General features: G+C 40.2%; 38 protein-coding genes. 4 read left to right on the top strand and 34 right to left on the bottom strand.

Features of this window, described 5'->3' with window-relative positions; all coding sequences use genetic code 11:
* Positions 1-86 precede the first annotated feature (86 nt).
* Entirely contained in the window at positions 87-794 is a 708-nt protein-coding gene (locus IEE83_RS25780; RefSeq protein ID WP_194123658.1) for a thioredoxin domain-containing protein, read from the top strand.
* Positions 795-867: 73 nt separating this feature from the next.
* Here the strand turns inward: IEE83_RS25780 and carA are convergent, their stop codons facing one another.
* From carA to fusA, 32 genes are all read right to left on the bottom strand, one after another.
* Positions 868-1,971 carry a glutamine-hydrolyzing carbamoyl-phosphate synthase small subunit gene (gene carA, locus IEE83_RS25785; protein ID WP_194123659.1) on the bottom strand — a complete coding sequence of 368 codons (1,104 nt, stop codon included), beginning with the start codon at positions 1,969-1,971 and terminating at the stop codon, positions 868-870.
* A 193-nt stretch (positions 1,972-2,164) separates the two neighbouring features.
* Positions 2,165-2,731: a 50S ribosomal protein L17 gene (rplQ, locus tag IEE83_RS25790; RefSeq protein WP_194123660.1), complete on the bottom strand. Its 567-nt coding sequence runs from the start codon at positions 2,729-2,731 to the stop codon at positions 2,165-2,167.
* 77 nt (positions 2,732-2,808) lie between these two features.
* Positions 2,809-3,798, bottom strand: a complete 990-nt coding sequence (locus tag IEE83_RS25795) for a DNA-directed RNA polymerase subunit alpha (protein ID WP_090341206.1) — start codon at positions 3,796-3,798, stop codon at positions 2,809-2,811.
* Between the two features lie 137 nt (positions 3,799-3,935).
* Positions 3,936-4,541, bottom strand: a complete 606-nt coding sequence (rpsD, locus tag IEE83_RS25800; protein WP_090341204.1) for a 30S ribosomal protein S4 — start codon at positions 4,539-4,541, stop codon at positions 3,936-3,938.
* A gap of 91 nt (positions 4,542-4,632) precedes the next feature.
* Complete coding sequence (gene rpsK / locus IEE83_RS25805) at positions 4,633-5,028, bottom strand: 30S ribosomal protein S11 (RefSeq protein WP_159469528.1); 396 nt, start codon at positions 5,026-5,028, stop codon at positions 4,633-4,635.
* Between the two features lie 42 nt (positions 5,029-5,070).
* Positions 5,071-5,448, bottom strand: a complete 378-nt coding sequence (gene rpsM / locus IEE83_RS25810) for a 30S ribosomal protein S13 (protein ID WP_137342280.1) — start codon at positions 5,446-5,448, stop codon at positions 5,071-5,073.
* A 6-nt stretch (positions 5,449-5,454) separates the two neighbouring features.
* Positions 5,455-5,571, bottom strand: coding sequence for a 50S ribosomal protein L36 (gene rpmJ, locus IEE83_RS25815; RefSeq protein WP_090341197.1), 117 nt, complete (start codon positions 5,569-5,571; stop codon positions 5,455-5,457).
* Positions 5,572-5,619: 48 nt separating this feature from the next.
* Entirely contained in the window at positions 5,620-5,838 is a 219-nt protein-coding gene (gene infA, locus IEE83_RS25820) for a translation initiation factor IF-1 (protein WP_090341195.1), read from the bottom strand.
* Between the two features lie 12 nt (positions 5,839-5,850).
* Positions 5,851-6,648, bottom strand: a complete 798-nt coding sequence (gene map, locus IEE83_RS25825; protein WP_194123661.1) for a type I methionyl aminopeptidase — start codon at positions 6,646-6,648, stop codon at positions 5,851-5,853.
* Between the two features lie 6 nt (positions 6,649-6,654).
* Complete coding sequence (gene secY, locus IEE83_RS25830; RefSeq protein ID WP_194123662.1) at positions 6,655-7,968, bottom strand: preprotein translocase subunit SecY; 1,314 nt, start codon at positions 7,966-7,968, stop codon at positions 6,655-6,657.
* Between the two features lie 65 nt (positions 7,969-8,033).
* Positions 8,034-8,480: a 50S ribosomal protein L15 gene (gene rplO, locus IEE83_RS25835; RefSeq protein ID WP_194123663.1), complete on the bottom strand. Its 447-nt coding sequence runs from the start codon at positions 8,478-8,480 to the stop codon at positions 8,034-8,036.
* 14 nt (positions 8,481-8,494) lie between these two features.
* Positions 8,495-8,674 (bottom strand): 50S ribosomal protein L30, encoded by a 180-nt coding sequence (rpmD, locus tag IEE83_RS25840; protein ID WP_090341191.1) that lies wholly within the window; start codon positions 8,672-8,674, stop codon positions 8,495-8,497.
* 36 nt (positions 8,675-8,710) lie between these two features.
* Positions 8,711-9,226, bottom strand: coding sequence for a 30S ribosomal protein S5 (gene rpsE, locus IEE83_RS25845; RefSeq protein ID WP_090341189.1), 516 nt, complete (start codon positions 9,224-9,226; stop codon positions 8,711-8,713).
* A gap of 15 nt (positions 9,227-9,241) precedes the next feature.
* Positions 9,242-9,595, bottom strand: a complete 354-nt coding sequence (gene rplR, locus IEE83_RS25850; RefSeq protein ID WP_194123664.1) for a 50S ribosomal protein L18 — start codon at positions 9,593-9,595, stop codon at positions 9,242-9,244.
* A 49-nt stretch (positions 9,596-9,644) separates the two neighbouring features.
* On the bottom strand, positions 9,645-10,199 hold the full coding sequence (rplF, locus tag IEE83_RS25855) for a 50S ribosomal protein L6 (RefSeq protein ID WP_194123665.1): 555 nt from the start codon (positions 10,197-10,199) through the stop codon (positions 9,645-9,647).
* Positions 10,200-10,220: 21 nt separating this feature from the next.
* Positions 10,221-10,619, bottom strand: a complete 399-nt coding sequence (gene rpsH / locus IEE83_RS25860) for a 30S ribosomal protein S8 (RefSeq protein ID WP_090341180.1) — start codon at positions 10,617-10,619, stop codon at positions 10,221-10,223.
* Positions 10,620-10,696: 77 nt separating this feature from the next.
* Positions 10,697-10,966, bottom strand: a complete 270-nt coding sequence (rpsN, locus tag IEE83_RS25865; protein WP_090341179.1) for a 30S ribosomal protein S14 — start codon at positions 10,964-10,966, stop codon at positions 10,697-10,699.
* Positions 10,967-10,993: 27 nt separating this feature from the next.
* Positions 10,994-11,554, bottom strand: a complete 561-nt coding sequence (gene rplE / locus IEE83_RS25870) for a 50S ribosomal protein L5 (protein ID WP_194123666.1) — start codon at positions 11,552-11,554, stop codon at positions 10,994-10,996.
* Between the two features lie 79 nt (positions 11,555-11,633).
* Positions 11,634-11,975, bottom strand: coding sequence for a 50S ribosomal protein L24 (gene rplX, locus IEE83_RS25875; protein ID WP_228102080.1), 342 nt, complete (start codon positions 11,973-11,975; stop codon positions 11,634-11,636).
* 49 nt (positions 11,976-12,024) lie between these two features.
* Positions 12,025-12,393 carry a 50S ribosomal protein L14 gene (rplN, locus tag IEE83_RS25880; RefSeq protein ID WP_090341176.1) on the bottom strand — a complete coding sequence of 123 codons (369 nt, stop codon included), beginning with the start codon at positions 12,391-12,393 and terminating at the stop codon, positions 12,025-12,027.
* A 3-nt stretch (positions 12,394-12,396) separates the two neighbouring features.
* Positions 12,397-12,660, bottom strand: a complete 264-nt coding sequence (gene rpsQ / locus IEE83_RS25885; RefSeq protein WP_090341174.1) for a 30S ribosomal protein S17 — start codon at positions 12,658-12,660, stop codon at positions 12,397-12,399.
* A 16-nt stretch (positions 12,661-12,676) separates the two neighbouring features.
* Positions 12,677-12,871: a 50S ribosomal protein L29 gene (gene rpmC, locus IEE83_RS25890; RefSeq protein ID WP_137342289.1), complete on the bottom strand. Its 195-nt coding sequence runs from the start codon at positions 12,869-12,871 to the stop codon at positions 12,677-12,679.
* A gap of 43 nt (positions 12,872-12,914) precedes the next feature.
* Positions 12,915-13,340 carry a 50S ribosomal protein L16 gene (gene rplP, locus IEE83_RS25895; RefSeq protein ID WP_159469515.1) on the bottom strand — a complete coding sequence of 142 codons (426 nt, stop codon included), beginning with the start codon at positions 13,338-13,340 and terminating at the stop codon, positions 12,915-12,917.
* A 47-nt stretch (positions 13,341-13,387) separates the two neighbouring features.
* Positions 13,388-14,215, bottom strand: coding sequence for a 30S ribosomal protein S3 (gene rpsC / locus IEE83_RS25900; RefSeq protein ID WP_137342291.1), 828 nt, complete (start codon positions 14,213-14,215; stop codon positions 13,388-13,390).
* A gap of 18 nt (positions 14,216-14,233) precedes the next feature.
* Positions 14,234-14,620, bottom strand: a complete 387-nt coding sequence (gene rplV / locus IEE83_RS25905) for a 50S ribosomal protein L22 (protein ID WP_194123667.1) — start codon at positions 14,618-14,620, stop codon at positions 14,234-14,236.
* 55 nt (positions 14,621-14,675) lie between these two features.
* On the bottom strand, positions 14,676-14,954 hold the full coding sequence (gene rpsS / locus IEE83_RS25910) for a 30S ribosomal protein S19 (RefSeq protein WP_137342292.1): 279 nt from the start codon (positions 14,952-14,954) through the stop codon (positions 14,676-14,678).
* A gap of 10 nt (positions 14,955-14,964) precedes the next feature.
* Positions 14,965-15,789: a 50S ribosomal protein L2 gene (gene rplB, locus IEE83_RS25915; protein WP_090341157.1), complete on the bottom strand. Its 825-nt coding sequence runs from the start codon at positions 15,787-15,789 to the stop codon at positions 14,965-14,967.
* A 45-nt stretch (positions 15,790-15,834) separates the two neighbouring features.
* Positions 15,835-16,122: a 50S ribosomal protein L23 gene (rplW, locus tag IEE83_RS25920; protein WP_090341154.1), complete on the bottom strand. Its 288-nt coding sequence runs from the start codon at positions 16,120-16,122 to the stop codon at positions 15,835-15,837.
* Positions 16,123-16,124: 2 nt separating this feature from the next.
* Positions 16,125-16,754 (bottom strand): 50S ribosomal protein L4, encoded by a 630-nt coding sequence (gene rplD / locus IEE83_RS25925; RefSeq protein WP_090341152.1) that lies wholly within the window; start codon positions 16,752-16,754, stop codon positions 16,125-16,127.
* 4 nt (positions 16,755-16,758) lie between these two features.
* Positions 16,759-17,379 carry a 50S ribosomal protein L3 gene (rplC, locus tag IEE83_RS25930; RefSeq protein WP_194123668.1) on the bottom strand — a complete coding sequence of 207 codons (621 nt, stop codon included), beginning with the start codon at positions 17,377-17,379 and terminating at the stop codon, positions 16,759-16,761.
* A 281-nt stretch (positions 17,380-17,660) separates the two neighbouring features.
* Positions 17,661-17,966 (bottom strand): 30S ribosomal protein S10, encoded by a 306-nt coding sequence (rpsJ, locus tag IEE83_RS25935; protein WP_015813787.1) that lies wholly within the window; start codon positions 17,964-17,966, stop codon positions 17,661-17,663.
* Between the two features lie 137 nt (positions 17,967-18,103).
* The gene (gene fusA, locus IEE83_RS25940) at positions 18,104-20,224 is read right to left on the bottom strand and encodes an elongation factor G (protein ID WP_194123669.1); all 2,121 of its coding nucleotides are present in this window, start codon (positions 20,222-20,224) and stop codon (positions 18,104-18,106) included.
* 316 nt (positions 20,225-20,540) lie between these two features.
* Here fusA and IEE83_RS25945 point away from each other — a divergent pair, with 316 nt between their 5' ends.
* A complete protein-coding gene (locus tag IEE83_RS25945) occupies positions 20,541-21,722 on the top strand; it encodes an ATP-binding protein (protein ID WP_194123670.1) in 1,182 nt (393 codons plus the stop codon).
* 86 nt (positions 21,723-21,808) lie between these two features.
* Here IEE83_RS25945 and rpsG read toward each other — a convergent pair whose 3' ends face one another.
* On the bottom strand, positions 21,809-22,276 hold the full coding sequence (rpsG, locus tag IEE83_RS25950) for a 30S ribosomal protein S7 (protein WP_090341140.1): 468 nt from the start codon (positions 22,274-22,276) through the stop codon (positions 21,809-21,811).
* A gap of 123 nt (positions 22,277-22,399) precedes the next feature.
* The gene (rpsL, locus tag IEE83_RS25955; protein ID WP_090341137.1) at positions 22,400-22,810 is read right to left on the bottom strand and encodes a 30S ribosomal protein S12; all 411 of its coding nucleotides are present in this window, start codon (positions 22,808-22,810) and stop codon (positions 22,400-22,402) included.
* 580 nt (positions 22,811-23,390) lie between these two features.
* On the opposite strand from rpsL, the gene IEE83_RS25960 reads away from it, so the two are divergent.
* Together IEE83_RS25960 and IEE83_RS25965 are read left to right on the top strand one after the other, a co-directional pair.
* Positions 23,391-25,412, top strand: a complete 2,022-nt coding sequence (locus tag IEE83_RS25960) for a CHU_0125 family OmpA-like outer membrane integrity protein (protein WP_438821033.1) — start codon at positions 23,391-23,393, stop codon at positions 25,410-25,412.
* 175 nt (positions 25,413-25,587) lie between these two features.
* Entirely contained in the window at positions 25,588-26,787 is a 1,200-nt protein-coding gene (locus IEE83_RS25965; protein WP_194123671.1) for a deoxyribodipyrimidine photo-lyase, read from the top strand.
* The last annotated feature ends 5 nt before the right edge of the window (positions 26,788-26,792 follow it).

Below are 26,792 nucleotides of genomic sequence, written 5' to 3' on the forward strand. Positions count from 1 at the left end.
CAAAATAACACAAAAAAAATGTCATACGTGAGCCGTCAATCTATTTTAAGGTAAATTTACATTATCATAGAATTAAATTTTAGAACATGAAAAGTATTCTCATATCATTTCTGGGCATTATGCTAACCGCTGGCTCGGTACTGGCACAGACCCAGTTAACTACTAACGACTTCCAAAATAAGCTGAATGCAACCAAACAGGCGCAATTGCTGGACGTAAGAACTCCCGGGGAATACAGCCAGGGACATTTGGAAAAAGCAGAAAACATTGATTACAGAGCCCCTGCATTTAAAGATCAAATTGAAAAACTTGATAAAAATAAACCGGTTTTCGTTTATTGTTTATCCGGTGGCAGAAGTGCACAGGCTGCAAAAGTTTTGCATGAGAAAGGTTTTACTGATGTGTATGATATGCAGGGAGGTTATTTAAAATGGACATCGTCAGGTAAATTAATTGACGCTCCAAAAGATGCGACTGCATCAAATAAAGGAATGAATACCGCCGATTTTAAAAAGCTGACTAATTCCGGGAAACTGGTAATGGTAGATTTTTACGCTCCCTGGTGTGCTCCGTGTATTAAAATGCTTCCTACCGTACATAAGCTGGCGGACGAATATAAGTCGAAAGCTACGATTGAAACGATTCACTACGATCAAAATAAGGCACTGGCGAAAGAACTTGGTATTGATGAAATCCCTGCGTTTCTTTTTTACAAAAAAGGGAAATTAATTCTTCGTAAAAACGGATTAATGGAGGAAGCGGAATTTAAAAAATTGATTGAAGCAAATCTTTAACATTCATCATAAACCATAAAAAAAATCCACTCGATTATTAAGTGGATTTTTTTTAGGTTTTTATATTGATCTGCTAAACCGCTGAAAGCAATTTTGCAAATTCATCAAATAAGTAACGCGAATCATGAGGTCCTGGTGAAGCTTCCGGGTGATATTGTACCGAGAAAGCAGGATAATCCTTACGACGAATTCCTTCAATCGTTTTATCATTCAGGTTAACGTGCGTAATCTCAACATCCGGGTGACTCTGGATTTCGTCAGGATTAACAGCAAAACCATGATTCTGTGATGTGATCTCGCACAAGCCAGTGATCAGGTTTTTAACAGGATGGTTTAATCCACGGTGACCATGGTGCATTTTATAGGTATTAATACCGCTTGAAAGAGCAAGCAGCTGATGTCCAAGGCAAATACCGAACAATGGCTTTCCTGTTTTCACCATTTCGTCAACCGTCTTAATTGCGTACGGCATCGCTGATGGATCACCAGGTCCGTTTGAGATAAAAAATCCATCCGGCTTCCAGCTCATTACTTCTTCAAAAGATGTTTGTGCAGGGAAAACCTTGCAGTAACATCCGCGTTTTGTAAGATTATTCAGGATGCTTTTCTTGATACCATAATCCATTACAGCGATTCTCCACTTGCTTCCTTCTTCTGTACCCATGAAATAAGGTACATCCGTAGTAACCTGAGAAGATAATTCCAATCCATCCATGGAAGGAATTTTATGCAATTCATCCATCAATTCTTTTTCATCCAGAATCTGTGATGAAATAATGGCGTTCATTACTCCTCTTTCACGAACATGGCGAACGATGTGTCTTGTGTCAACATTACTAACCCCAACAATTTTCGCCCTTTCAAAATACTCCTGAAGAGAATAATCAGCCGTGTCCCGTGAATAAATCGTTGAGAAAGTATTACAAACCATCCCTTTGATTTTCACTGAACTTGATTCTTCCTCATCTTCCAGCTGAACACCATAGTTCCCGATATGAGAATTGGTGTTAACTATGATTTGTCCAAAATAGGAAGGGTCTGTATAAATTTCCTGATACCCCGTCATTCCCGTGTTAAAGCAGATCTCGCCACCGGTTGTGCCGTCTATCCCTAAAGCTAACCCTCTATATGCTGTTCCGTCTTCCAGCAGTAATAAAGCCTCTTTCTTTTGATTCATATATGGTTAAATCGATTTGCTAATTGTAACACTCCTACGGTTAAAGCAGTTCAATTTTTTGAACCGTACGAGATGAGCACCATCTTGCTATTGAATTTGGCGCTGCAAAAGTATATATTTTTAGTCAAAAAAAAGGGTTAAACGAAAACGTTTAACCCTTTTAATTAATATTTATCAGATGCTTTGCACTATATTATTCGCTTTTTGCATCTTCTTGAGATTCATCAGACTCAGCTTTTGGAGCTTCTGGTGCTTCGTCTTCAGCTACGATCGGGAAATCAGCTTTCGGTGCAGCTGGTGCTGCTTCTGCTGCTGGTGTTTCTGATCCGCCTTCTTTCTTACCACCACGACGGCTACGACGAGTCTTCACAGGTTTGTCTGCGTTAGCAAGTAGTAATGCATCGTTGAAGTCTACAAGTTCCATAAGAGCTACCTCAGCAGCATCACCCAAACGGTTTCCCAATTTGATGATACGTGTGTAACCACCTGGACGATCTGCAATTTTATCAGAAACAGTTCCAAAAAGTTCTTTAACTGATTCTTTGTCGTTCAAATAACCAAAAGCGATACGACGATTGTGTGTAGTATCTTCTTTTGCACGAGTCAACAAAGGCTCAACAAACTTTTTAAGTTCTTTCGCTTTTGCAAGCGTTGTTTCAATTCTTTTGTGTAAAATCAAAGAAGAAGCCATATTCGAAAGCATAGCTTTACGGTGAGAATGTGTTCTTCCTAAGTGATTTACTTTGTTTCCGTGTCTCATTTTTGTTTTGTTTAGTTGCTTCGAGCTGCGCAGACTCTACGCGCTACAGAATACATACTTATTATGGAATACTTAAATTATTCTTCGTCCAAACGATATTTGGCGACATCCATTCCAAATACGAGTTGTTTATCAGCAACAAGTTGCTCCAACTCAGTCAGAGATTTTTTACCGAAGTTACGGAACTTCATCATGTCCGAAATTTCAAGTCTTACTAAATCGCCTAGAGATTTCACGTCAGCAGATTTCAAACAGTTGTAAGCACGAACTGAAAGATCCAACTCTGAAAGTGAAGTTTTAAGCAATTTCCTCATACGCAACATTTCTTCATCAACCTGATTATCTTCTTCAGCTTTCTGTTTCTCAAACGTCATAGTCTGATCAGAGAATAGCATGAAGTGTTGAATCAAAATATTCGCAGCTCCTTTAAGAGCATCTTCAGGGTGGATTGACCCGTCAGTTTGAATATCAATTAAAAGACGTTCGTAATCGGTACGTTGTTCAACACGCGTATTTTCAACGCTGTATTTTACATTTTTGATCGGCGTATAGATCGAGTCCATTGCGATGTATCCGAAAGGCAATTCATTTGCTCTTGGCTCATCAGCAGGAACGTATCCTCTTCCTTTATCCAACAAAAGTTCCATTTCGAACTCCTTGTTGTCGTCAATGTGACAAATTACTTGATCAGGATTTAAAACTTCGAAAGCGCTTGTAAACTTGCTGATGTCACCGGCAGTGATTACCGAAACATTTTTAAGGTTAACAACAATTCTGCTCTCATTTAAATCCGATACTTTTTTAAATCGAACCATTTTAAGGTTCAGGATGATTTCTGTTACATCCTCAACAATACCTTCAATGGACGAAAATTCATGAAGAACACCAGGGAACTTCACGCTCGTGATGGCATAGCCTTCCAAAGATGAAAGAAGAATCCTGCGTAATGCATTACCGATTGTTACGCCATACCCTTTCTCTAAAGGCTTAAATTCAAACAACCCGTGAAAGTCGTCTGCTTTTTCCATGACGACCTTATCAGGCATTTGGAAAGCTAATATTGACATAGTCCTTGCTCCTTTTATAGTAGTAAATGATAGTTGATCACGCTACCGTTACCTTTGCGATCGCAAATATTGCCGTTTTTCGGCTACAAGCACGCTCCAAAAATGAAGCGTGCTCATAAAATTTTGAAGATTATTTATTATTTCGAGTACAACTCAACGATAAGTTGCTCGTTGATATTTTCAGGAATCTGTTCGCGGTCAGGGAAAGTTATAAACTTACCTGAAAGCTCCTGTCCATTCCATTCCAACCAGTTAAAACCTTTAGAACTGTGGCCAGCCAAGCTATCCGAAACAGCTTCGAGAGATTTAGATTTTTCACGCACTGTAACAGTTTGTCCAGGACGTAAAGAATACGAAGGTATATTAACTAGTTCTCCATCAACAAGAATGTGCTTGTGAGAGACTAACTGACGAGCTGCACGTCTTGTAGGAGCGATACCTAAACGATAAACTGTGTTATCAAGACGAGCTTCGCAGAAACGAAGTAAGTTTTCACCAGTAAGACCTTCTTTTACAGACGCTTTTTCGAATAGATTACGAAACTGTCTTTCAAGAATACCGTAGATAAACTTAACTTTTTGCTTTTCCATTAATTGTAAAGCGTATTCCGATTTTTTGGAACGACGACCCTTTCCGTGTACTCCGGGAGGGTAATTTTTCTTTGCAAGTGCTTTGCTAGGGCCTAAAATTGGTTCTCCGTAGCGTCTTGCAATCTTTGATTTGGGACCTGTGTAACGAGCCATTTGATACTAATTGTTTGTAATGTTAATGATAACCATTCTGTAACCCCAGTGTCCAAATTACGAATGAAGGAATCATTGGATAAAAAATAAACTAAACTCTTCTTCTTTTCGGAGGACGACATCCGTTGTGAGGAAGTGGAGTAATATCACGGATTGTGGTTACTTCAATTCCTGCATTTTGAATCGTACGAATTGCCGACTCACGACCTGAACCAGGTCCTTTAACAAAAATTTCAGCTTTACGCATTCCAAGGTCAAACGCTACCTGAGCACAGTTTTGTGCCGCAGTCTGAGCTGCGTAAGGTGTGTTTTTCTTAGAACCACGGAATCCCATTTTACCAGCCGAAGCCCATGAGATCACCTGTCCATTGCTGTTAGTGATAGAGATGATGATGTTGTTGAAAGAAGCTCTGATGTGTACCTGACCCACCGACTCTACTACAACAACTCTCTTCTTTGCCTTGTCTTTTCTTTTATTTTGTGCCATTGCTTATGGAATAAGATGTAGCTGTGATGCCACACTCATTGTTTATTTAGTAGCCTTTTTCTTGTTCGCGATTGTCTTGCGTTTACCCTTACGAGTACGAGAGTTATTCTTGGTTCTCTGTCCGCGCAATGGCAATCCCTTACGATGACGAAGGCCACGGTAACAAGCAATATCCATTAAGCGTTTGATACTCAATTGAACCTCCGACTTTAGTGCTCCCTCAACTTTATATTCGCCTGAAATAACAGAACGAATAGCCCCTGACTCTTCATCTGTCCAGTCAAGTACCTTTTTATCCAGATCCACACCTGCTTTGTCCAGAATTTTCTTCGCAGTACTGCGACCAATTCCAAAAATGTAAGTTAAGGCAATTTCGCCTCTTTTACGGTCGGGGATATCAACTCCTGAAATACGTGCCATAATTTATTAACCTTGTCTTTGTTTATACCGTGGGTTCTTCTTATTTATTACGTAGACCTTACCCTTCCGGCGTATGACTTTGCAGTCTACACTGCGCTTTTTAACTGATGCTTTAACTTTCATCTTACTTACAATAGTTATTTCCTAAACTAATCTATTCAAACTCTTAGCTTATTTGTATCGGTATACAATTCTCGCTTTCGATAAGTCGTATGGAGACATTTCAAGCTTTACACGGTCACCAGGTAAAATTTTAATATAGTGCATCCTCATTTTACCTGAAATGTGTGCTATTACCTCGTGCTTATTTTCCAATACTACACGAAACATTGCATTCGAGAGCGCTTCTAAAATTACTCCGTCTTGTTCAATTGATGCTTGTTTTGCCATTCGTAGCTTTTATTACTTTACTTCAACCATTAGGCTGGTATTCGCCGTGACTTGTTCTATATAATCAAAAGTGGTAAGAATTTCAGCTTTTCCCTTACGCACCACAACAGTATGTTCAAAATGAGCTGAGTATTTGCGATCCGTTGTTCTGATTGTCCAGCCATCTCTTTCCTGCATAACTGACTTAGTTCCTAAGTTAATCATCGGTTCAATTGCAAGGACCATTCCTTCTTTCAAACGTAATCCTTTTCCTCTTTTTCCGTAATTTGGAACTTCCGGACCTTCATGTAGTTCTCTTCCTACACCATGGCCAACAAGTTCGCGAACAACGGTGTATCCTCTTTCTTCGCAATAATGCTGTACCGCAAATCCGATATCGCCTATTCTTAATCCGTCAACTGCTTGCTCAATTCCCTTGTAAAGAGATTTTTTGGTTGCAGTTAAAAGATCCATTACCTCTTTTGATACTTCACCCACAGGATATGTATAAGCACTGTCGCTGTGGAATCCATTTAACTTAACACCGCAATCAATTGAAACAATGTCTCCGTCTTTTAGTTCATAATTCCCGGGAATTCCGTGAACCACTACTTCATTAACAGACATACAAAGTGAAGCAGGGAAATTGTTGAAGCCTTTAAATGAAGGGATTCCTCCGTAGCTTCTGATATAATCCTCAGCGATTGTGTCCAGTTTTTTAGTCGTGATACCTGGTTTGATCCATTGTGCCACTTCGGCATGAGCCTTTCCTAAAACCTGAGCACTTTCTTTAATGAGGTTTATCTCCTCCTCTGTTTTCAAATAGATCATTCCAAATCAGATAGCGACACTTTCAGTCCTACCTTTTACACGTCCGGATTTCATAAGACCTTCATATCTCCGCATTAGAAGATAACTTTCAACTTGCTGCAAGGTATCCAAAACAACACCTACCATAATAAGTAAAGATGTTCCTCCGAAGAAATGCGCAAAGTCTGTGGATACACCCGCCAGGCTAGCAAAAGCTGGTAAAGTAGCTACAATAGCTAACATAAGTGAGCCAGGGAAAGTAATACGATCCAGTACAGAACTGATGTATTCAGAAGTTTGCTGTCCTGGTTTAACGCCAGGGATAAAACCGCCTCCTCTTTTCATATCATCTGCAATTTGCTGCGGATTAACCGAGATTGCAGTGTAGAAAAAAGTAAATACGATGATAAGAAACGCAAACAACAAATTGTATTGCCAGGTTGTATAGTTTGCGAAAATTGTGGCAACGTTACTGGCGAAGTCACTTTTCTCAGCAAAATATGATGCTCCAAGTGAAGGAATGAACATTAACGCCTGAGCGAAAATAATTGGCATTACACCAGCTGCATTCAATTTCAATGGAAGGTATTGACGTTGGCCACCCATAACCCGGTTACCAACTACCTGTTTTGCATATTGTATAGGTATACGGCGTACTGCTTGCGTTAACATAACAGCTCCCATAATAACGAAATACAAGGCTACAATTTCTAATACAAAAAGCAAGATTTGTCCACTTCCTCTTGAAGAAAATTCTTTAAGGATTGCACCCGGAAAACGGGAAACAATACCAATCATAATCAACATAGAGATACCATTTCCTACACCTTTATCTGTAATACGCTCTCCCAACCACATACAGAACATTGTTCCGGCTGCAAGAACAAAAACAGAAGATACAGAAAACAAGCTGCGCGAAACCAATAAAGCTTCGTCAGGAACAGTAGTATTTAAGTATGCTGTTCCTTGAACTAATGTCACAACAATCGTAAGGACTCTTGTAATCTGATTTAACTTCTTGCGCCCAGACTCTCCTTCTTTCTGCATCTTCTGGAAATATGGCAATGCCATAGTCAACAGCTGAATTGCAATGGAAGCAGAGATGTAAGGCATAATACCCAAAGCAAAGATGGACGCTTTACTAAAAGCTCCACCTAAGAAGGTATCAAGAAGACCTAATAAACCCTGTGATGAAAAATTCATCTGATCCGGTTCTACACCAGGCAAAGCTACATAAGACCCTAAACGGAATATTGTTATAAACAAAAGAGTGTTGAGAATTCTGGTTCTCAACTCCTCAATCGAAAATATATGTTTTATCGTCTCAAAAAATCGTTTCATGTTATGGGGCTTACATTATCTGTTCGATAATCAAACATACACGGTTTAGAACTGAACCAACAAGGTTACAATGTAACTGCTTTACCACCTGCTTTTTCAATCGCTTCGATAGCCGATGCAGAAAAACCGTTTGCCTGAATTTCAACAGCAGATGTAATTTCCCCGCGGTTAAGGATTTTAACAAGGTCTTTTTTCGCGCAAAGTCCGTTTTCACGAATCAATTCAAGCGTAATAACAGTAGCGTTTGTTTTTTCAACAAGAGCTTGTATTGCATCAAGATTCAATGCTTTATACTCAACTCTGTTGATGTTGTTAAACCCGAATTTAGGCAAACGACGTTGAAGAGGCATCTGACCACCTTCAAAACCTACCTTACGGCTATAACCTGAACGAGACTGAGCTCCTTTATGTCCACGTGCAGAAGTTCCGCCTAATCCGGATCCCTGACCACGTCCGACACGTTTTCCGATCTTAACGGATCCAGCTGCCGGTTTTAATGAACTAAGATTCATACTTTTCGTATTTATTAAATTTCTTCTACTGTAACCAAGTGACTCACCTTACGGATCATACCCGCGATGGCGTCGGTATTTTCCTGCTCAACCGAACGGTTGATCTTACCCAAGCCTAACGCTTTGATAGTCAACTTTTGTCTCTCAGGACGGTCGATAACACTTTTAACTTGTGTAATACGTACTTTTGACATAATTACTCTCAGATAAAGGATAATCCCCTGTAAGGATTATCCGTTGAATACTTTGTCCAATTTAACTCCACGTTGGAAAGCAACCTGATGAGGAGCTCTCATTTTCAAAAGAGCGTCAATTGTAGCTTTAATAACGTTGTGCGGATTCGAAGAACCTTTTGACTTAGCAAGTACGTCTTTGATACCGGCACTTTCAAGAACGGCGCGCATAGGACCACCTGCAAGTACTCCTGTACCAGGAGCTGCTGGTTTGATCAAAACAAATCCACCGCTGAATTTACCTTCCATCGCATGAGGAACAGTGTTTTTCAACATAGGAATTTGAATCAAATTCTTTTTAGCATCGTCAATTCCTTTGGCAATAGCATCTGTTACTTCATTTGCTTTACCTAGTCCATGACCTACCACACCTTTTCCGTCACCCACAACCACGATGGCAGAGAAACTAAAACGACGACCGCCTTTTACTACTTTTGCTACCCGATTGATCGCTACAACGCGTTCTTTCAGATCCGATTCGTTAACCTTTGAAGGTTTTGTATTTGTAGACATAGTCTTTGCTTATTCTTAGAATTTCAGGCCACCCTCGCGAGCTCCTTCGGCCAATGCTTTAACTTTACCATGGTACAAATATCCGTTACGGTCAAATACTACCGCAAGAATACCTGCTGCCTGCGCCTTTTCGGCAATCTTCTTTCCAACTGCAAGAGCTGCCTCTACGTTAGAACTTTCTTTTCTCTCACCAAGGTCAAGTGTCGAAGCACTTACCAGGGTTATTCCTTGAACATCATCAATGATTTGAGCATAGATGCTAGTGTTTGAACGGAAAACCGAAAGACGGGGACGTTCAGCACTACCTTTCACTTTCTTACGTATGTGATATTTAAGGCGTTGTCTTCTATCTACTTTTGAGGTAGCCATTTTAAATCTTATCTAAACTTAGTTAACAAAATCATCCTGTGGCTACGCACTATTTCTTAGCAGACTTACCAGCTTTGCGGCGAACAATTTCACCAACAAAACGAATACCCTTACCTTTATAAGGTTCCACTTTACGTAGAGACTTAATTTTAGCAGCGACAGAACCTATCAATTCTTTGTCAATACCTTCCAAAATTACTTTTGGATTCTGACCTTTTTCAGAAGTGGTTGTAAGTTTTAGTTCTTCAGGGATCGACATAAAGATATTATGTGAGTATCCCAATTGTAATTCTAAAACATTACCAACGGCACTGGCTTTGTAACCAACACCGATGATTTCCATTTCCTTTTTGTACCCCGATGCAACACCAATTACCATGTTGTTGATCAATGAACGGTACAATCCGTGCAACGCTTTGTGGCGTTTTTGTTCGCTAGGACGCTTAACTTTCAGTTCGTTTCCTTCGATCTCGATTGCGATATCGGTGTCAACAGATTGAGTAAGTGTTCCTTTTGGACCCTTAACTGATACCAGGTTGTCGTCCGATACTGAGATCGTTACGCCTGCTGGTATAGTGATTAATTTATTTCCTATTCGTGACATTTCCTGAATAACTTTAAAATATTAGTACACGAAACATAACACCTCTCCACCTACATTCAGTGTTTTGGCTTCCTTATCTGTCATAACACCTTTCGATGTAGAGATAATTACAGTTCCAAGACCACCCAAAACGCGAGGTAGTGTAGATGTCCCGGAGTACTTGCGTAACCCTGGCTTACTAACACGCTGCAATTTCACAATTGCATTTTGTTTCGTAACAGGATTGTATTTCAAGGCTATCTTGATTACACCCTGAGGGCCGACTTCGTCAAATTTATAACTCTGGATATACCCTTTATCAAAAAGTACCTTCGTTATTTCTTTTTTTATGTTGGATGCAGGTATCTCAACAACCCTGTGCTTCGCTTTGATGGCGTTTCTGAGTCTCGTCAGATAATCTGCTATGGGATCCGTTAACATTTTTTATGCCTAGTTTAAACACTCCCTTAAAACGGGAGTGCAAAGTTAAGTAATTGAAATCAGAATTGAAAGTATTCCTACCAACTTGATTTTGTAACACCCGGAATTTTACCATCTGAGGCCATTTCCCGGAACAGAACTCTTGAGATTCCGAATTTGCGCATATATCCACGAGGTCTTCCTGTGATTTTGCAACGATTGTGCAGACGTACAGGCGATGAGTTACGGGGTAATTTATCTAGGCCAACCCAATCCTCAGCAGCCTTTAATGTTTTACGCTTTTCAGCATAACGAGCTACTAAAGCTTGTCTTTTTCTTTCCCGTGCTTTTACTGATTCTTTTGCCATTGTCGGTAAATATCTTAGTCTTAAGAATTATCCTTGTTTGTTCGCATTAGTGAAAGGCATACCAAGTGCTTTCAACAATTCGTAACTTTCTTCGTCAGAATTAGTTGAAGTAACAAATGTGATATCCATACCTGTAATCTTGTTTACCTTTTCGATAGAGATTTCAGGGAAGATGATTTGTTCTTTCACACCAAAAGTATAATTTCCACGACCGTCAAATCCTTTGTCGCTGATACCTTTGAAGTCACGTACACGTGGCATTGCAATAGCAGTCAAACGGTCAAGGAATTCGTACATACGATCTCCGCGTAGTGTTACTTTTGCTCCAATCGGCATGTTTTCACGCAACTTAAAGTTGGAAACCGCCTTTTTAGAAATGGTAGCAATTGCTTTTTGTCCTGTAATAAGTCCTAGTTCTTCAACTCCTGTATCAACCAATTTCTTGTCAGATACGGCTGCGCCGATACCTTTGTTGATAACAATTTTAGTCAAACGAGGTACTTGCATTACAGACTTGTACTCGAACTTTTCTCTCAGTTGCGAAACTATTTCGCTAACGTACTTTTCTTTTAATCTTGGCTGTGCCATTTTTCTGAGTTAATTATGTGGATTGCCGACCCACGCGCTTCGTATATAAAACTAACAACTGGTCCTGAAACCGGGAGACTTATAAAAAGTCTCCTGATTTTTTGGAGAACCGCTGTAACTTTCCTTTATCGTTTGCTTTACGCCCTGTACGAGTCGCTTCGCCAGTCTTTGGATCGATCACCATCAGGTTGCTGATATGTATAGCACCTTCACGTTTTTCGATACTTCCCTGTGGGTTTTGTGCATTTGGTTTTACGTGTTTCGTAATCAAATTAACACCTTCCACAGTTGCTCTTGATTTCTCAACAAGCACAGTTTTAATAACCCCTGTTTCACCTTTCGCGTTTCCGGAAATTACCTTTACAGTATCTCCTTTGCGGATGTGCAATTTTGCGGGTACGTTTTTATTTTTGCTTTCCATTTGAGGTATTCTCTAATCGGTTCTGAAGAAATACTTTTGTTTTTATTTCTTACAACACTTCCGGTGCCAGGGAAACAATCTTCATAAATTGTTTTTCACGCAATTCACGCGCTACTGGACCGAAGATACGTGAGCCACGTGGTTCGTCGTTGTTGTTAAGTAAAACGGCTGCATTATCCTCAAAGCGAATGTATGTACCATCCTTGCGGCGTACTTCCTTTTTAGTCCGTACAACCACGGCTTTTGAAACCGTTCCTTTTTTCATGCTGCTCGATGAAAGAGCAGACTTTACTGTTACGACGATCTTATCGCCTACTGAAGCATAGCGTTTGCCAGTTCCGCCAAGTACACGAATTACGAGTACTTCCTTCGCTCCACTGTTGTCTGCTACCGACAGTCTTGATTCTTGCTGTACCATTTGTTACTTAGCTTTTTCAAGGATTTCAATTAATCTCCAACGCTTATTCTTACTAAGCGGACGGGTTTCCATAACTTTGATCGTATCACCGATACCAACCTGGTTATTTTCGTCATGCACCATCAATTTGGTAGTTTTAGTCATAAACTTACCGTATTTTTCGTGCTTAACTTTACGTTCAACAGTGATCACGCAGGATTTCTCCATTTTGTTGCTCACTACTTTACCGACTCTTTCTTTCCGTAAATTTCTTTCTGTTGCCTCCATAATATCTTAAACTGATTTACTGTTGGTTAGTTTTAGCCGACAGTTCGGTCAATAGTTTTGCAATTTCCTTACGCGAGGCGCGAATACGCAAAGGGTTTTCGATCGGTGAAATAGCGTGCGCGAATTTCAATCGAAGTAAGCGCTCTCTTTCTTGTGCGATCTGTTCTTTCAGCTGATCCTGCGACAGGTCTTGTATTTCTTTACTAGTCATTGCTTTTAATAATTAGCGTTCTTAGATGACGTTCGGGGTTGGTCTATTCTTGATAATCCCGACGTACCACGAACTTTGTTTTAATTGGCAACTTTTGTGCAGCCAAACGCAATGCTTCGTTGGCAGTTTCCAGTGGAACACCGGTTGCTTCGAAGATGATTGTTCCCGGCTTGATTGGTGCTACCCAATACTCAGGAGCTCCTTTACCTTTACCCATACGAACCTCTGCAGGTTTCTTTGTAATAGGTTTGTCAGGGAACACACGAATCCACACCTGGCCTTCACGTTTCATAGCACGTGTAACTGAAATACGCGCTGCTTCTATTTGACGTGCTGTTAGCCAGCCTGGCTCAAGCGACTTGATTGCGAAAGATCCGAAAGCGATTTCAGCGCCACGAGTGGCTAGTCCCTTTTCCGAACCTTTGTTTTTTTGTTGCTTGCGAAATTTTGTTCTTTTCGGCTGTAACATGATTCTAATCTATTTGAACCGATTTAACAAAATCGGAAAATGTCTGATTACTTCTTCTTATTTCTACTTCTCTTACGACGATCAGCTTCGCTTCCGCCGCCACCGCCTTCACTACCACCGCCACGGTTACTATCGTTTCCGCCACGACCACCTCTTCTGTCCTTGTTACGGTCGTTTCCGCCGCCTGATCCTGTTCCTCTGTCGCTTCTGTCAGCAGCAGCTGTTGCAGCACTTGGAGTCAAATCACGCTTTCCGTACAATTCACCTTTGAAGATCCAAACTTTGATACCTATTTTACCATAGATAGTTTGTGCTTCCGAGATTGCATAGTCAATATCCGCTCTCAATGTATGCAGAGGAATACGTCCTTCTTTATACTCTTCAGTACGAGCCATTTCAGCTCCACCCAAACGTCCCGCAAGACGGATTTTGATACCTTGAGTTCCTACACGCATTGCAGAAGCGATTGATTGCTTCATTGCACGACGGTAAGAGATACGAGCTTGTAGTTGTTGTGCGATTGCTTCTCCAACTAATTTTGCATCAATCTCAGGACGTTTGATTTCGTAGATGTTAATCTGAACGTCTTTTCCTGTGATTTTTTTAAGCTCTTCTTTGATCTTGTCAACTTCACTACCACCTTTACCAATTACGATACCCGGACGAGCCGTGTGAATTGTAAGCGTGATACGTTTCAGTGTACGCTCGATAACTACTTTAGAGATTGATCCTTTTGGGATACGTGCTTTTATGTAGTTACGAATTTTTTCGTCTTCAACAAGTTTGTCAGAAAAATCTTTTCCTCCATACCAGCTAGAGTCCCAGCCTCTAACAATTCCTAGTCTCAGACCTATAGGATTAACCTTTTGTCCCATTCGAAATAGATCGTTTACTTATGATTCGGTGATTACTTTGTTTTCCACGCTTGCGGCAACTTCCGCTTTGTCATCAACCACAAGTGTAATGTGGTTTGAACGTTTACGGATTCTGTGTGCTCTTCCTTGCGGTGCAGGGCGCAAACGCTTCAACATACGTCCACCGTCAATAAATACGGTTTTAACATAAAGATCAGCGTCTTCCAGCTTTGCATCTTCGTTCAATTGTTGCCAGTTGGCAACTGCAGAAAGTAAAACTTTGTGCAAAATTGGTGAAGAAGCTCTTGGTTGAAACTTTAACAGCGCCAACGCTTTGCTGACCTTTTGTCCGCGAATCATGTCGGCTACTAATCTCATCTTACGAGGAGAAGTAGGCACATTTCTTAATATAGCTCTTGCTTCCATGTTCTTTCAGATATAGGCTGGTTCCGATTGAAGAAACCCAGCTATCGTCGACTAATTATTTTCTACCTTTATCTTTTTTGGCGGTGTGACCACGGAAGTTACGCGTTGGCGAAAACTCTCCTAATTTGTGTCCTACCATGTTTTCAGTTACATAAACCGGTATGAATTTGTTACCGTTATGAACTGCGAATGTATGTCCAATGAAATCCGGAGAGATCATTGAGCGTCTTGACCATGTCTTAATTACCGACTTACGTGCTGCGCTGTTCATCGTCTGAATCTTGATGTCCAGACGAAAGTCGATGTATGGTCCTTTTTTTAATGAGCGTGCCATATTATTCTAATTATTTTTTACGACGGCTGATAATCAATTTCTCAGAATGCTTATTGCGATCACGAGTCTTAAGTCCTTTTGAGAACTGTCCGTTTCTTGATCTAGGCTGGCCTCCTGATGAGCGGCCTTCACCACCACCCATTGGGTGATCGACTGGGTTCATAGCAACACCACGAACTCTTGGGCGACGACCTAACCAACGTTTACGGCCTGCTTTACCGTAATTCACATTCATGTGACTTGAATTGGAAACTGTTCCAACCGTTGCGATACAAGTTGAAAGAATCATACGCATTTCGCCAGATGGCATTTTAATTACTGCGTACTTACCTTCACGCGCTACAAGCTGAGCATAAGCTCCTGCGCTTCTTGCAAACTGACCGCCTTTACCAGGTGTCAATTCAATATTGTGAACAATTGTACCAATTGGCATTGAACCTAGTGGAAGCGCATTTCCCATTTCTGGTGCTACTGAACTTCCTGAAACAATTACTTGTCCTACTTTCAATCCGTTTGGAGCGATTACATATCTTTTTTCGTCATCAGCATATTGTACCAGAGCGATACGTGCTGAGCGGTTTGGATCGTATTCAATTGTAAGAACTGTTGCTGGTGCATCAAAACGATTTCTTTTGAAATCGATAACACGGTATCTGCGTTTGTGACCACCACCTATATGACGCATGGTACGATGTCCGGAGCTATTACGACCACCTGTTCTTTTAACAGGCTCTAATAGGCTCTTTTCAGGTTTTGACGCTGTGATCTCCTCAAAAGCAGGAGCCATGCGAAAACGTTGACCAGCACTTGTCGGTTTTAATTTTTTAACTGCCATTGCTATACTTAACTCTTCTAAGATTTGAATAGATCAACCAAAATTCTAAGCTTCACCATAAATGTCGATGATCTCACCTTCAGCTACTGTTACAATAGCTTTCTTAATGGTTGACGTTTTTCCACTTACAAACTTTCCTCCCGAAGTGCGGGATTTGCTTTTACCAATGCTGCGCATTGTATGAACGCTCTCTACGGTAACCCCAAACAGTTTCTCGATAGCCTTTTTGATTTCAACCTTGTTTGAAGTAAGTGTTACTTCAAAGGCATACTTTCCCTGACCACCCTGAGCCGTTACCTTTTCTGTTATAATCGGTCGTTTCAGTACACTCATCACTATTTGTTTAATAGGGTTTCCAAATTAGACAGAGCAGATTCACTTATTAAAAGGCGGTCTGCATTCATCAGATCATATGTATTTACCAAATCAACAGTAGTAACTTTCGCTTTAGGAATGTTTCTGCTTGACAGGTACACATTGCTATCAACTTCAGGAAGGATCAACAATGTTTTTGTGTTCACTAATGAAAGTGAATTAAGTACAGTCAGATATGACTTTGTTTTTGGTGCGTCAAAAGTAAATGACTCCAAAACTGATATTGCGTCAATTTTCGCTTTCGCAGAAAGAGCAGAAATACGCGCTAACGTTTTCACTTTTCTGTTGATCTTGAAAGTATAGTTACGAGGACGAGGACCGAATATACGACCACCACCTACGAATACCGGAGATTTAATGCTACCTGCACGCGCTCCACCTGTACCTTTTTGTTTCTTGATCTTGCGTGTTGAGTGATTGATCTCAGCACGTTCTTTTGACTTGTGTGTACCCTGGCGCTGATTGGCCAAGTACAATTTCACATCGAGATAGATCGCATGCTCGTTAGGTTCGATTCCGAAAATTTCTTCAGACACACTTACCTTCTTGCCGGTATCTTCTCCTTTTATATTTAATACGGACAGTTCCATGGTACTATTTCTCAATGATTAGAAATGAATTCTTTGAACCCGGTACTGAGCCACTTACTACTAGCAAGTTTTGCTCAGGTATCACTTTCAGAATACGCAAATTCTGAATTTTTACACGATTATTACCCATGCGCCCACCCATACGAATGCCTTTAAATACGCGTGAAGGGAACGAACAAGCACCAATCGAACCTGGGTGACGTGCACGGTTATGCTGACCGTGTGTTTGTCCACCTACCCCACCGAAACCATGACGTTTTACAACACCCTGGAAACCGCGGCCTTTGGCAGAACCTACTACATCAACGAATTCACCTTCTTCAAATACATCTTGTACTGATAGTGAAGTTCCAAGTTCATGCTCCACTTCAAATTCCTTAAACTCAACAAGCTTATGCTTTGGAGTTGTACCGGCCTTTTTGAAGTGACCTATTAACGGCTGAGTAGAGTTTTTCTCTTTTCTCTCGCCAAAACCTAATTGGAGGGCTTTATACCCATCCCTTTCCTCGGACCTAACTTGTGTAACAACACAAGGACCAGCTTGAATCACAGTACATGCCAGAGCCTGCCCGTCAGCATTGTACAAACTAGTCATTCCGATTTTTTTACCTATTAAACCAGACATCGTAATTAATTTAAATTAGCAGGTAAAACCCTATTCTTTAAAACGGACTGCAAAGATAGAAATTTGAATTTTTATATCAAAGCAGTATTTTATTATTTCTCACTGATAATCAGCAAAAAAGGTCAGATGTACTAAACATCTGACCTCAGTTGATTCCTGGCATTAATCGAACACAAAAAAACATTCGAATAATTACCTGAATGAGCTCAGATGTGGTTTCCAGAATTCCGGACCTTCATCCAATTATGTAATGACTTAATTAAATAAGTCTGTAAGAATCACTAAACTTTGATCTCTACATCAACACCGCTTGGCAATTCAAGCTTCATCAGTGCATCAACAGTTTTCGCACTTGTAGAGAAAATGTCTACCAGACGTTTGTAAGTACAAAGCTGGAATTGTTCACGAGACTTTTTGTTCACGTGAGGAGAACGTAAAACAGTGAATTTCTCTGTTTTAGTTGGCAATGGGATTGGACCGCTAACAACGGCACCAGTTGCCTTAACAGCCTTAACGATCTTCTCAGCAGATTTGTCTACTAAGTTGTGATCGAATGACCGCAATTTGATACGAATTTTTTGATTCATCTTATTTGCTTATTTCCGGTTCTTGAAAAACTTGATGGGAACGAATCCCGACAATCCACCAGCGAAAGAACCATTTACTTCACTGGCTTAAATATTTTTAGCCACTGCCCTTTTCAGAGCAGTGGCTAATATTTTTATTAAGCTTTAACTAAGCCCTTAGCTTTTTCAATTACCGTATCAGAGATGTGCTGAGGTACAACTTCGTAGTAAGCGAAAGTTAACGAAGCAGTAGCACGGCCTGATGACATTGTACGAAGGTCAGTTACGTAACCGAACAATTCTGACAAAGGAACGTCTGCTTTGATAACCTGGGCACCATTACGTGAATCCATACCTCTCATGATACCACGACGACGGTTAAGGTCACCAGTGATAGGTCCTGTGTAGTCATCAGGAGTAAGAACTTCAACATGCATGATTGGCTCCATCAATTTAGAACCTGCGTGGCGTGCTGATTCTCTGAAACCGATCTTAGCTGCCAATTCAAAAGATAGCGCATCTGAATCGACATCGTGGAATGATCCGTGGAACAAACGCACTTTCATCGAATCCAAAGGATATCCTGCAAGGGCACCATTTGACATAGAAGCTTCAAAACCTTTCTGGATTGGAGCAATAAATTCACGAGGAATAGTACCACCTACAATCTGATTAACAAACTGCAAACCAGTTTTTGGTTCTTTGCCTTCTTCGTTGTCGTCTCTCGGTCCGATTTCGAATACGATATCGGCGAATTTACCACGCCCCCCGGTTTGTTTCTTATATACCTCACGATGCTCAAAGTTCTTCGTAAGAATCTCTTTGTAAGCAACCTGAGGAGCTCCTTGGTTTACTTCCACTTTAAATTCACGACGCATACGGTCAATGATAATTTCAAGGTGAAGTTCTCCCATTCCTTTGATGATCGTCTGTCCTGTTTCTTCGTTACTTTCAACTTGTAACGTAGGATCTTCTTCGATCAACTTAGTGATAGCCTTAGAGAAGTTATCGCTATCCGCAGCTTTCTTAGGCTCGATTGCATAACCAATTACTGGCTCAGGGAATACCATTGATTCCAAAATGATTGGTGATTTTTCATCAGAAAGTGTATCACCAGTTTTAATATCCTTGAAACCTACTACCGCTCCAATATCACCCGCTTCAAGACGATCAATTTGATTTTGCTTGTTTGCGTGCATTTGGAAGATACGAGAGATACGTTCCTTATTTCCTGAACGGTTGTTCAATACATAAGAACCTGAATCAAGGTATCCTGAGTAAGAGCGGATAAAACAAAGACGCCCTACATAAGGGTCAGTTGCAATTTTAAATGCTAGTGCACAGAAAGGATCTTTATCCGTTGGCTGACGAGAAATCTCAGCACCCGTACGAGGATCAGTTCCGATTATGCTTTCACGATCTTGTGGTGAAGGCAAGATAGCCATCACGTAATCAAGCATCGTCTGAACACCTTTGTTTTTGAAAGAAGAACCACAAACCATAGGAACGATTTTCATGCTGATTGTCGCTGCGCGCAAAGCTGCAAGAATTTCGTCTTCTGAGATTGAAGTAGGATCTTCAAAATATTTTTCCATCAAAGTGTCGTCGAATTCAGCAACAGCTTCAAGAAGTTTTTCTCTCCATTCAGTTGCTTCTTCCAACATATCATCAGGAATAGGAACTTCTCTGAAAGTCATTCCTTTGTCTTCTTCATTCCATTCGATACCACGGAAGTTAACCAAGTCAACCACACCTCTGAACGTATCTTCAGCACCGATTGGCAATTGAAGAGGTACAGCGTAGCTACCAAGCATTTCTTTCACCTGCGCACAAACTTTAAGGAAGTCTGCACCAGAACGGTCCATTTTGTTAACGAAACCGATACGTGCTACGTTATAGTTGTTAGCCAAACGCCAGTTAGTTTCTGACTGAGGCTCAACACCATCAACCGCACTGAACAAGAAAACCAATCCATCCAATACACGAAGGGAACGGTTTACCTCTACAGTAAAGTCAACGTGACCCGGTGTATCGATAATGTTGATGTGATATTTCTCACCGCGGTAGTTCCAGTCAACTGTTGTAGCCGCTGAAGTAATGGTAATACCACGCTCCTGCTCCTGCTCCATCCAGTCCATTGTAGCAGCACCATCATGTACTTCTCCAATTTTGTGGCTTACTCCAGCGTAATAAAGAATACGCTCGGTGGTGGTAGTTTTACCCGCATCAATGTGCGCAGCAATACCAATATTTCTTGTTAATCTTAGATCACGTGCCATGGCAAATGGTGATGTTATTTATATTCGTTGTGCAATTCAATTCTTGAAGGAAGCTCTGAACATTCTTAGGGCATTTTCACACCACTGCAAAAAATTCAGAGTGCAAAAGTATAAATAGTTGATTATAAAAACAATGAGTATAGATTATTTTTTTAAAGAAAAATTAAAAATAACGTGATCTATGGCATCCCTAAACAACATCACGGACTTACCAAAGTACAAAACTTAGAAATCTGAATAAAAAATGAATTTAATGAAAAAATATTGACCAAAAAATATGATTATTTGTAATTGAAATATACAAATAATCAACAAAATGATCGAGAGAACAATTTTCCAGGATCTCCTTGACCATCTAAGGAAACCACAGGTAACTGTCATCACTGGGATGAGAAGAGTAGGTAAATCTACTGCCCTGAAATATTTACTTAACCAGGTCGATCATGAAAACAAAATCTATCTGGATCTTGAAAGAACTGAGAATAGATATCTGTTTAATCAATCAAACACAAAAGATATTGAGATTGGTCTGGCAATTGAAGGAATAAATCTTTCAGAACCGGCAGTGATTGCACTGGATGAAATTCAATTGGTGCCACAAAGCACAAGTGTGATTAAGTATTTTTTTGACACGTATAATGTAAAATTTATCGTGACAGGTTCCAGTTCATTCTATCTCAAAAACCACTTTTCTGAAAGCCTTGCAGGTAGAAAACGAATTTTCGAAATGTATCCTTTGACTTTTCCGGAATTCGTTGCTTTTCACGAAGAGAATATCAAGTTGCTCAAATCGGTATCCCGTGAACCTTTTCATCTTAGCATATACTTGAAGTGGAAAGAATTATATGAACAATTTATCCGTTTTGGTGGTTTCCCGGAAGTTGTATTGGCAGAAACCGAAGCGGATAAAACAGCTTATCTGAAAGACGTAGTTAACGCATACATCGAGCTCGACATCAAACTGCTATCTGACTTTTCCGCTTCTGATGATCTTTACAAACTTGTTAGATTATTAGCCTCAAGAACAGGAAGTAGATTGGATTACAGTAAAATTGGCAGTATTCTCGGGATAAACAGGATCAAGATAAAGGAATATCTAAGCCTGCTGGAACATACTTATTTCATAAAAAAGGTTGGCACATTTACGCAAAACGTGGATCGTGAAATATCCAAGCAAGAAAAGGTATACCTGGCAGATACAGGACTATTGCAGGAACTTGCTCAGGTAAGTAGCGGACAAGTTTTCGAAAATGCTATCGCATTGCAATTAAGTCAATTAGGAACAATTCAGTACTACCAAAAAACAACAGGACTGGAAATTGATTTTATACTGAATAACCAAATAGCAATTGAAGTAAAAGAGACTCCTGCCGTGCATGACGAGATAGTTCTTAAGAAACGAGCTGCCGGTATAGGAATGTCTGAGTTCTTTCTTGTTGGCAGACATCAATCAGCAAATGACTTCCGCGGCTACGTTTGGGGTGGAAACCTGATTTAGCTTTTAAATCAGGTTTAATATATAAAAAAACAGGTACAGCATAAAAAAATGCTGCACCTGTTTCACATTGTATTTTAATCTGCTTCCTAGAAACGGAAATGCGAGAATGCTTTGTTCGCATCTGCCATACGGTGCGTATCGTCTTTTTTCTTAACAGCAGCTCCTTCACCTTTAGCAGCAGCAACGATTTCGCCAGCCAGACGGTCTACCATAGTTTTTTCTCCACGCTTACGAGCGTAGTTGATCAACCATTTCATACCCAAAGCTTGCTTACGTTCCGGACGTACTTCAGTTGGAACCTGGAAAGTAGCACCACCAACACGACGGCTTTTTACTTCAACAGATGGAGTTACATTGTTCAATGCTTTTTTCCAAGTTTCTAGACCACTTTCGCTGGTTTTTTTCTCAACCACTTCCAGCGCGTCATAAAAAATTGTGAAAGCAATGCTTTTCTTGCCTTGAAGCATCAGGTTGTTTACAAATTTTGTAACCTGTACATCTCTGAACTTAGGATCAGGCAGAATATATCTTTTCTTTGGTTTGGACTTTCTCATTTTTGTACTTAATGTTTTACACGAGGTTTCGTTTTGCAACTTATTCACCCTGAACAGAATCCAGGATTACTTCCCTTTTATTTATCAGAATAGTTCTTTAATAAAAGCAGAGAGAGTTACTTTTTATTTTTTCTTACCTTTTACCGGTGCTGCAACTTGTCCTGGTTTAGGGCGTTTTGCACCGTATTTAGAACGACGTTGTTTACGTCCGTTAACACCAGCTGTATCCAATGCACCACGGATAATGTGGTAACGAACACCTGGTAAATCTTTAACACGACCACCACGGATCAAAACGATCGAGTGCTCTTGCAAGTTGTGGCCTTCACCTGGGATGTAGGCATTCACTTCTTTGTTGTTAGAAAGACGAACACGCGCAACTTTACGAAGTGCTGAGTTCGGTTTCTTTGGCGTTGTGGTATATACACGAGTACATACTCCACGACGCTGAGGGCAAGAATCCAAAGCCGGTGACTTGGATTTCCATGTAATGGTCTCTCTACCTTTACGGACTAATTGTGAAATAGTTGGCATTTAATGAATTGATTTTAATCTAGTTAATCAACTAATCGATTGTTTTACAAACGGTTTTCCCGAAAAATCGGACTGCAAAAGTAACAGACTAAGACTGATTTACAAAATGTTAATAATATTTTTTTAATTGACCGACATATAAACGTCATGTCAAAAGCGTTATTGATCAAATAAAACCGTCTCATCAAAGATTTCACTTTTGTGAATTGCGGTGCTGATAGCAGGTTTTGTTATATTAAAAACTTACTTTGCAACAAAAGAACGGTATATTTCGATAAATAAGAGGAACGTGAAAAAGTGGCGTCCAAAATTTCCTGAACGAAAATATTATTTGAAAAAATAAAAAATCAAAAGTCGACAGGAGAAAATAGTTAAGGTTTGTAACTGTTGTTAAACAAATAATAACGCCGAACTTTTATTTAATGCCAGCGAGTTGCTATTTTAGGAGGGTGATTTTATTTTTTCATTAAAAATATTTGTCCTTCATATCCAGAATTTTATTTCCAAACGTTGTTTAGTAGTATTGTCTTTTAGAACCCATAAACGCTCATCAAATTCGTTAGCATTTATACATAATTATATGAAAATATTGCGGTGTAATTTTACCCTCGTTATTAGTATTCTGGTACTGGGCACGTTGTTGGCTGGTTGTAATTCTGCCATGCAGGCTTACAAAGACGGAGTAAAGAAATTTGATAACGGCGAGTATGATCTTGCTATAAAAGGATTGGAAAAAGCGGCTGCCGCCAACTACGAACCAACCCAGACCAGTTTCCTGATTGCAGAATCTTACCGTCTTTCCAACCGATTCAAGCAGGCAATTCCTTATTATAAAAAAGCATTGGATGCCGGCGTGACAAATCCCGAAGCGCAATTCCAATATGCCTATGCATTAAAAACGGCTGGTCAATATAAAGAAGCTGCGGACCAGTTTGCATTATTTGCCAAAGCGCCAACTGCTCCGAAAAATTTACAGGAAAGAGCTTTACGCGAAATTGAAATCCTTAAAATCACAGATAAACTGAGCATTGAAAAAATGCCGGATGTGAAATTGAAAGATATTCCTTTTAACGGTACCGGTTCCGATTTCTCACCTACTGTTCTAGGCAATGAACTTGTTTTTTCTTCTTCCAAAAAAGAGAAAATCTATAAGAATAACGGTCAATCCATGCTTGGGCTGTACAAAATAGCTTTGGCAAAAGATGCAGGTGAAACACAGGGAACATCTGAATTATTTAGCAAAGATATTTTTGCTCCTGATGCCAATGAAGGTTCTCCTGCTTTTAGTCCGGATGGAAAAACGTTAATTTTTGCCCGTGGTAACACGGGTAAAAAGAAAGGAACTGCTGATGTGGATTTGTATCAAAGCCGGAATGTAAACGGTCAATGGACTCCGCCAGCAATTTTGCCAATAAATGATTCGCTTGCCTGGGATGGTTCTCCATCTTTTTCCCGTGACGGTAAAACATTATATTTTGCCTCTAACCGTGCTGGCGGAGCAGGTGGTATCGATTTGTACAGAACGAATATTGATGCTTCCGGCCGTTTTAGCAAGCCTGTAAATATGGGTCGTGATATCAATACCGCTGGTGATGATATGTTCCCATACGTTGCCGAAGGCGGAAAACTTTATTTTGCCTCTGACGGACATCCGGGTTTAGGAAAACTTGATTTATTTTCTGCAACGCGTACCCAGGGCGTCATTACGATTGAAAACCTTGGATTACCATTTAACAGTCCGCAGGATGATTTTGGACTGGTATTTTATAAAGATAAAGACCAGGGATTTTTCGCTTCTAACCGTGAAGGCGGAAAAGGTGATGACGATATTTATTACTTCTACACACCAAAAGCACCGGATACTACCATTGCCGTAAAAGATCCGATGGATCCTTTGAATCCACAAAATCCAAATTATATCGAAGGCAAACTGAAATCAGTCCGGTACTTCCTGGCGGGTGATGTGTACGACAATTCAAGTAATCCGACGCCAATCGATTCTGCCATTGTGCATATTTTGCCAGATACTTCCGATACGCAAATCACTGAACTGAAAACAAATGCTGCTGGTAAATTCGGGACTCAGCCGGTGGAAGAAGGCAAATCTTACGTTCTTTTGGTAACGAAAAAAGGGTTTATCAGCAAAAGAGAACCGTTTTCCATGAACGGACGCAGCATTCCGCCTATCTTTTTAACAAAAGCTTTAACGGATACTACGTATCAGGTTTCTATCAAGCTGGACAGACTTGAATTGAACAAAACATTTGTTCTCGACAATATTTACTACGATTTAAATAAGTATAACATCCGCCCGGATGCAGCCGTTGAACTTGACAAACTGGTTCAGATCCTGAAAGATAATCCAACGATGAATATCGAGCTTAGCTCACATACGGATGCCCGTGCCACGGATGCATATAACATGACGCTATCACAAAACAGAGCTGAATCGGCTGTAAAATATTTAAATCTGAAAGGAATTGCTGCTGAAAGGTTAACTGCAAAAGGATATGGTGAACGCCAGCTGATTATTCCAAATGCAAAAACAGAAGAAGAACATCAGCGTAACCGTCGTACAGAATTTACGATTTTGAGTTACTGATTTTCAGTCTTAAAATTATCAAAATCCAACAAAGTAGTTTCTTAGGAGACTATTTTGTTGGATTCTTTGTTTCATTGCCACCTTGCATTCTTAAATTTGTGCAACTTTAATTGGAGTACAAGACTTAATGTACTTGCAAGACAAACAATAAATTTTTCTTCTATTATTTTCTTCAATGATTCACCGCATTATCTATTGGTTCCGTAACGACCTTAGACTTCATGATAACGAAGCCTTTTTTGCTGCCACACAAGCTGCACAGGAAGTTGTTCCGGTTTATGTTTTTGATCCCCGTCAGTTTGACAAAACAAAATTTGGTTTTCGCAGAGCAGGGGCATTAAGAGCTCAATTCCTACTGGAATCTGTTCTGGAACTTAGAAATCGCCTGCGTGAAAAAGGGGGAGATTTGTTGATCCGTGTTGGAGAGCCAGAAAAAATCGTTGCTCAGCTCGCGGAAGAATATAGTGCGCAATACATTTATACGAGTAAGGAAATTGCTCCCGACGAAACAAGTGTTGAAACTTCATTAAGTAAAAATATCAAAGTGATGAACGTTGATATTAAACTTTTCTGGATGACTACACTGGGGAGTGCCGTTGATCTGCCCTTCTCAATCGCAAAACTGCCATTTGATTTTCCGGAGTTTTACGAAAAAATGAAAGCCGGATTGAAAGTAAAAACGATATTTCCTGAGCCAAAACATATCAATTTGCCTCAAGGCTACGAAGCTGGTTTGATTCCGTCGCTACCAATGCTTTCTATTGATCCTTTTGAAATTGATGCGGAAAAAAAATCTTCCGGATCATTACAAAAAGGCGGAGAAACTGCCGGACTTGCCAAGCTTGATCAGTTTATTGAAGAAAACATCAAAACCGGCAAAGCACTGACTTCTTCTGAACCCGTTATCGATTACGAATTATCAACCTGGCTTTCATTAGGATGTTTATCACCCCGATATATTTACTCAAAGCTTCTTCCCTACTTGTCTGAAAATGACAATGTAGAGATTGTTGTTGAAGATCTTTTAAAAAGAGATTTCTCCAACTGGACTTTGCTTCGCCATGGTTCAAGACTTTTCAAACCAGGCGGAATAAAACATGAAATCAACAAACGCTGGCTCAATGAACTTCCACTGTTTGAAAAATGGATAAATGCCGAAACCGAGAATGAAGAAGTAAATGCTGCCATCAAAAAGTTAACTTCAACGGGATATCTTACAGCAAGCGAAAGAACTCTGGCCGCTGATTACCTGACCAATGACCTTGGCATCAACTGGACCTGGGGAGCTATGTTCTTTGAAAGTTACCTGATTGACTATAATGTTTCAGGAAACTGGGTAAGATGGAATACGATCGCAGGTGTTGGCAGCATTTGATCCTG

The organism is Dyadobacter subterraneus (assembly GCF_015221875.1).
GTDB lineage: Bacteria > Bacteroidota > Bacteroidia > Cytophagales > Spirosomataceae > Dyadobacter > Dyadobacter subterraneus.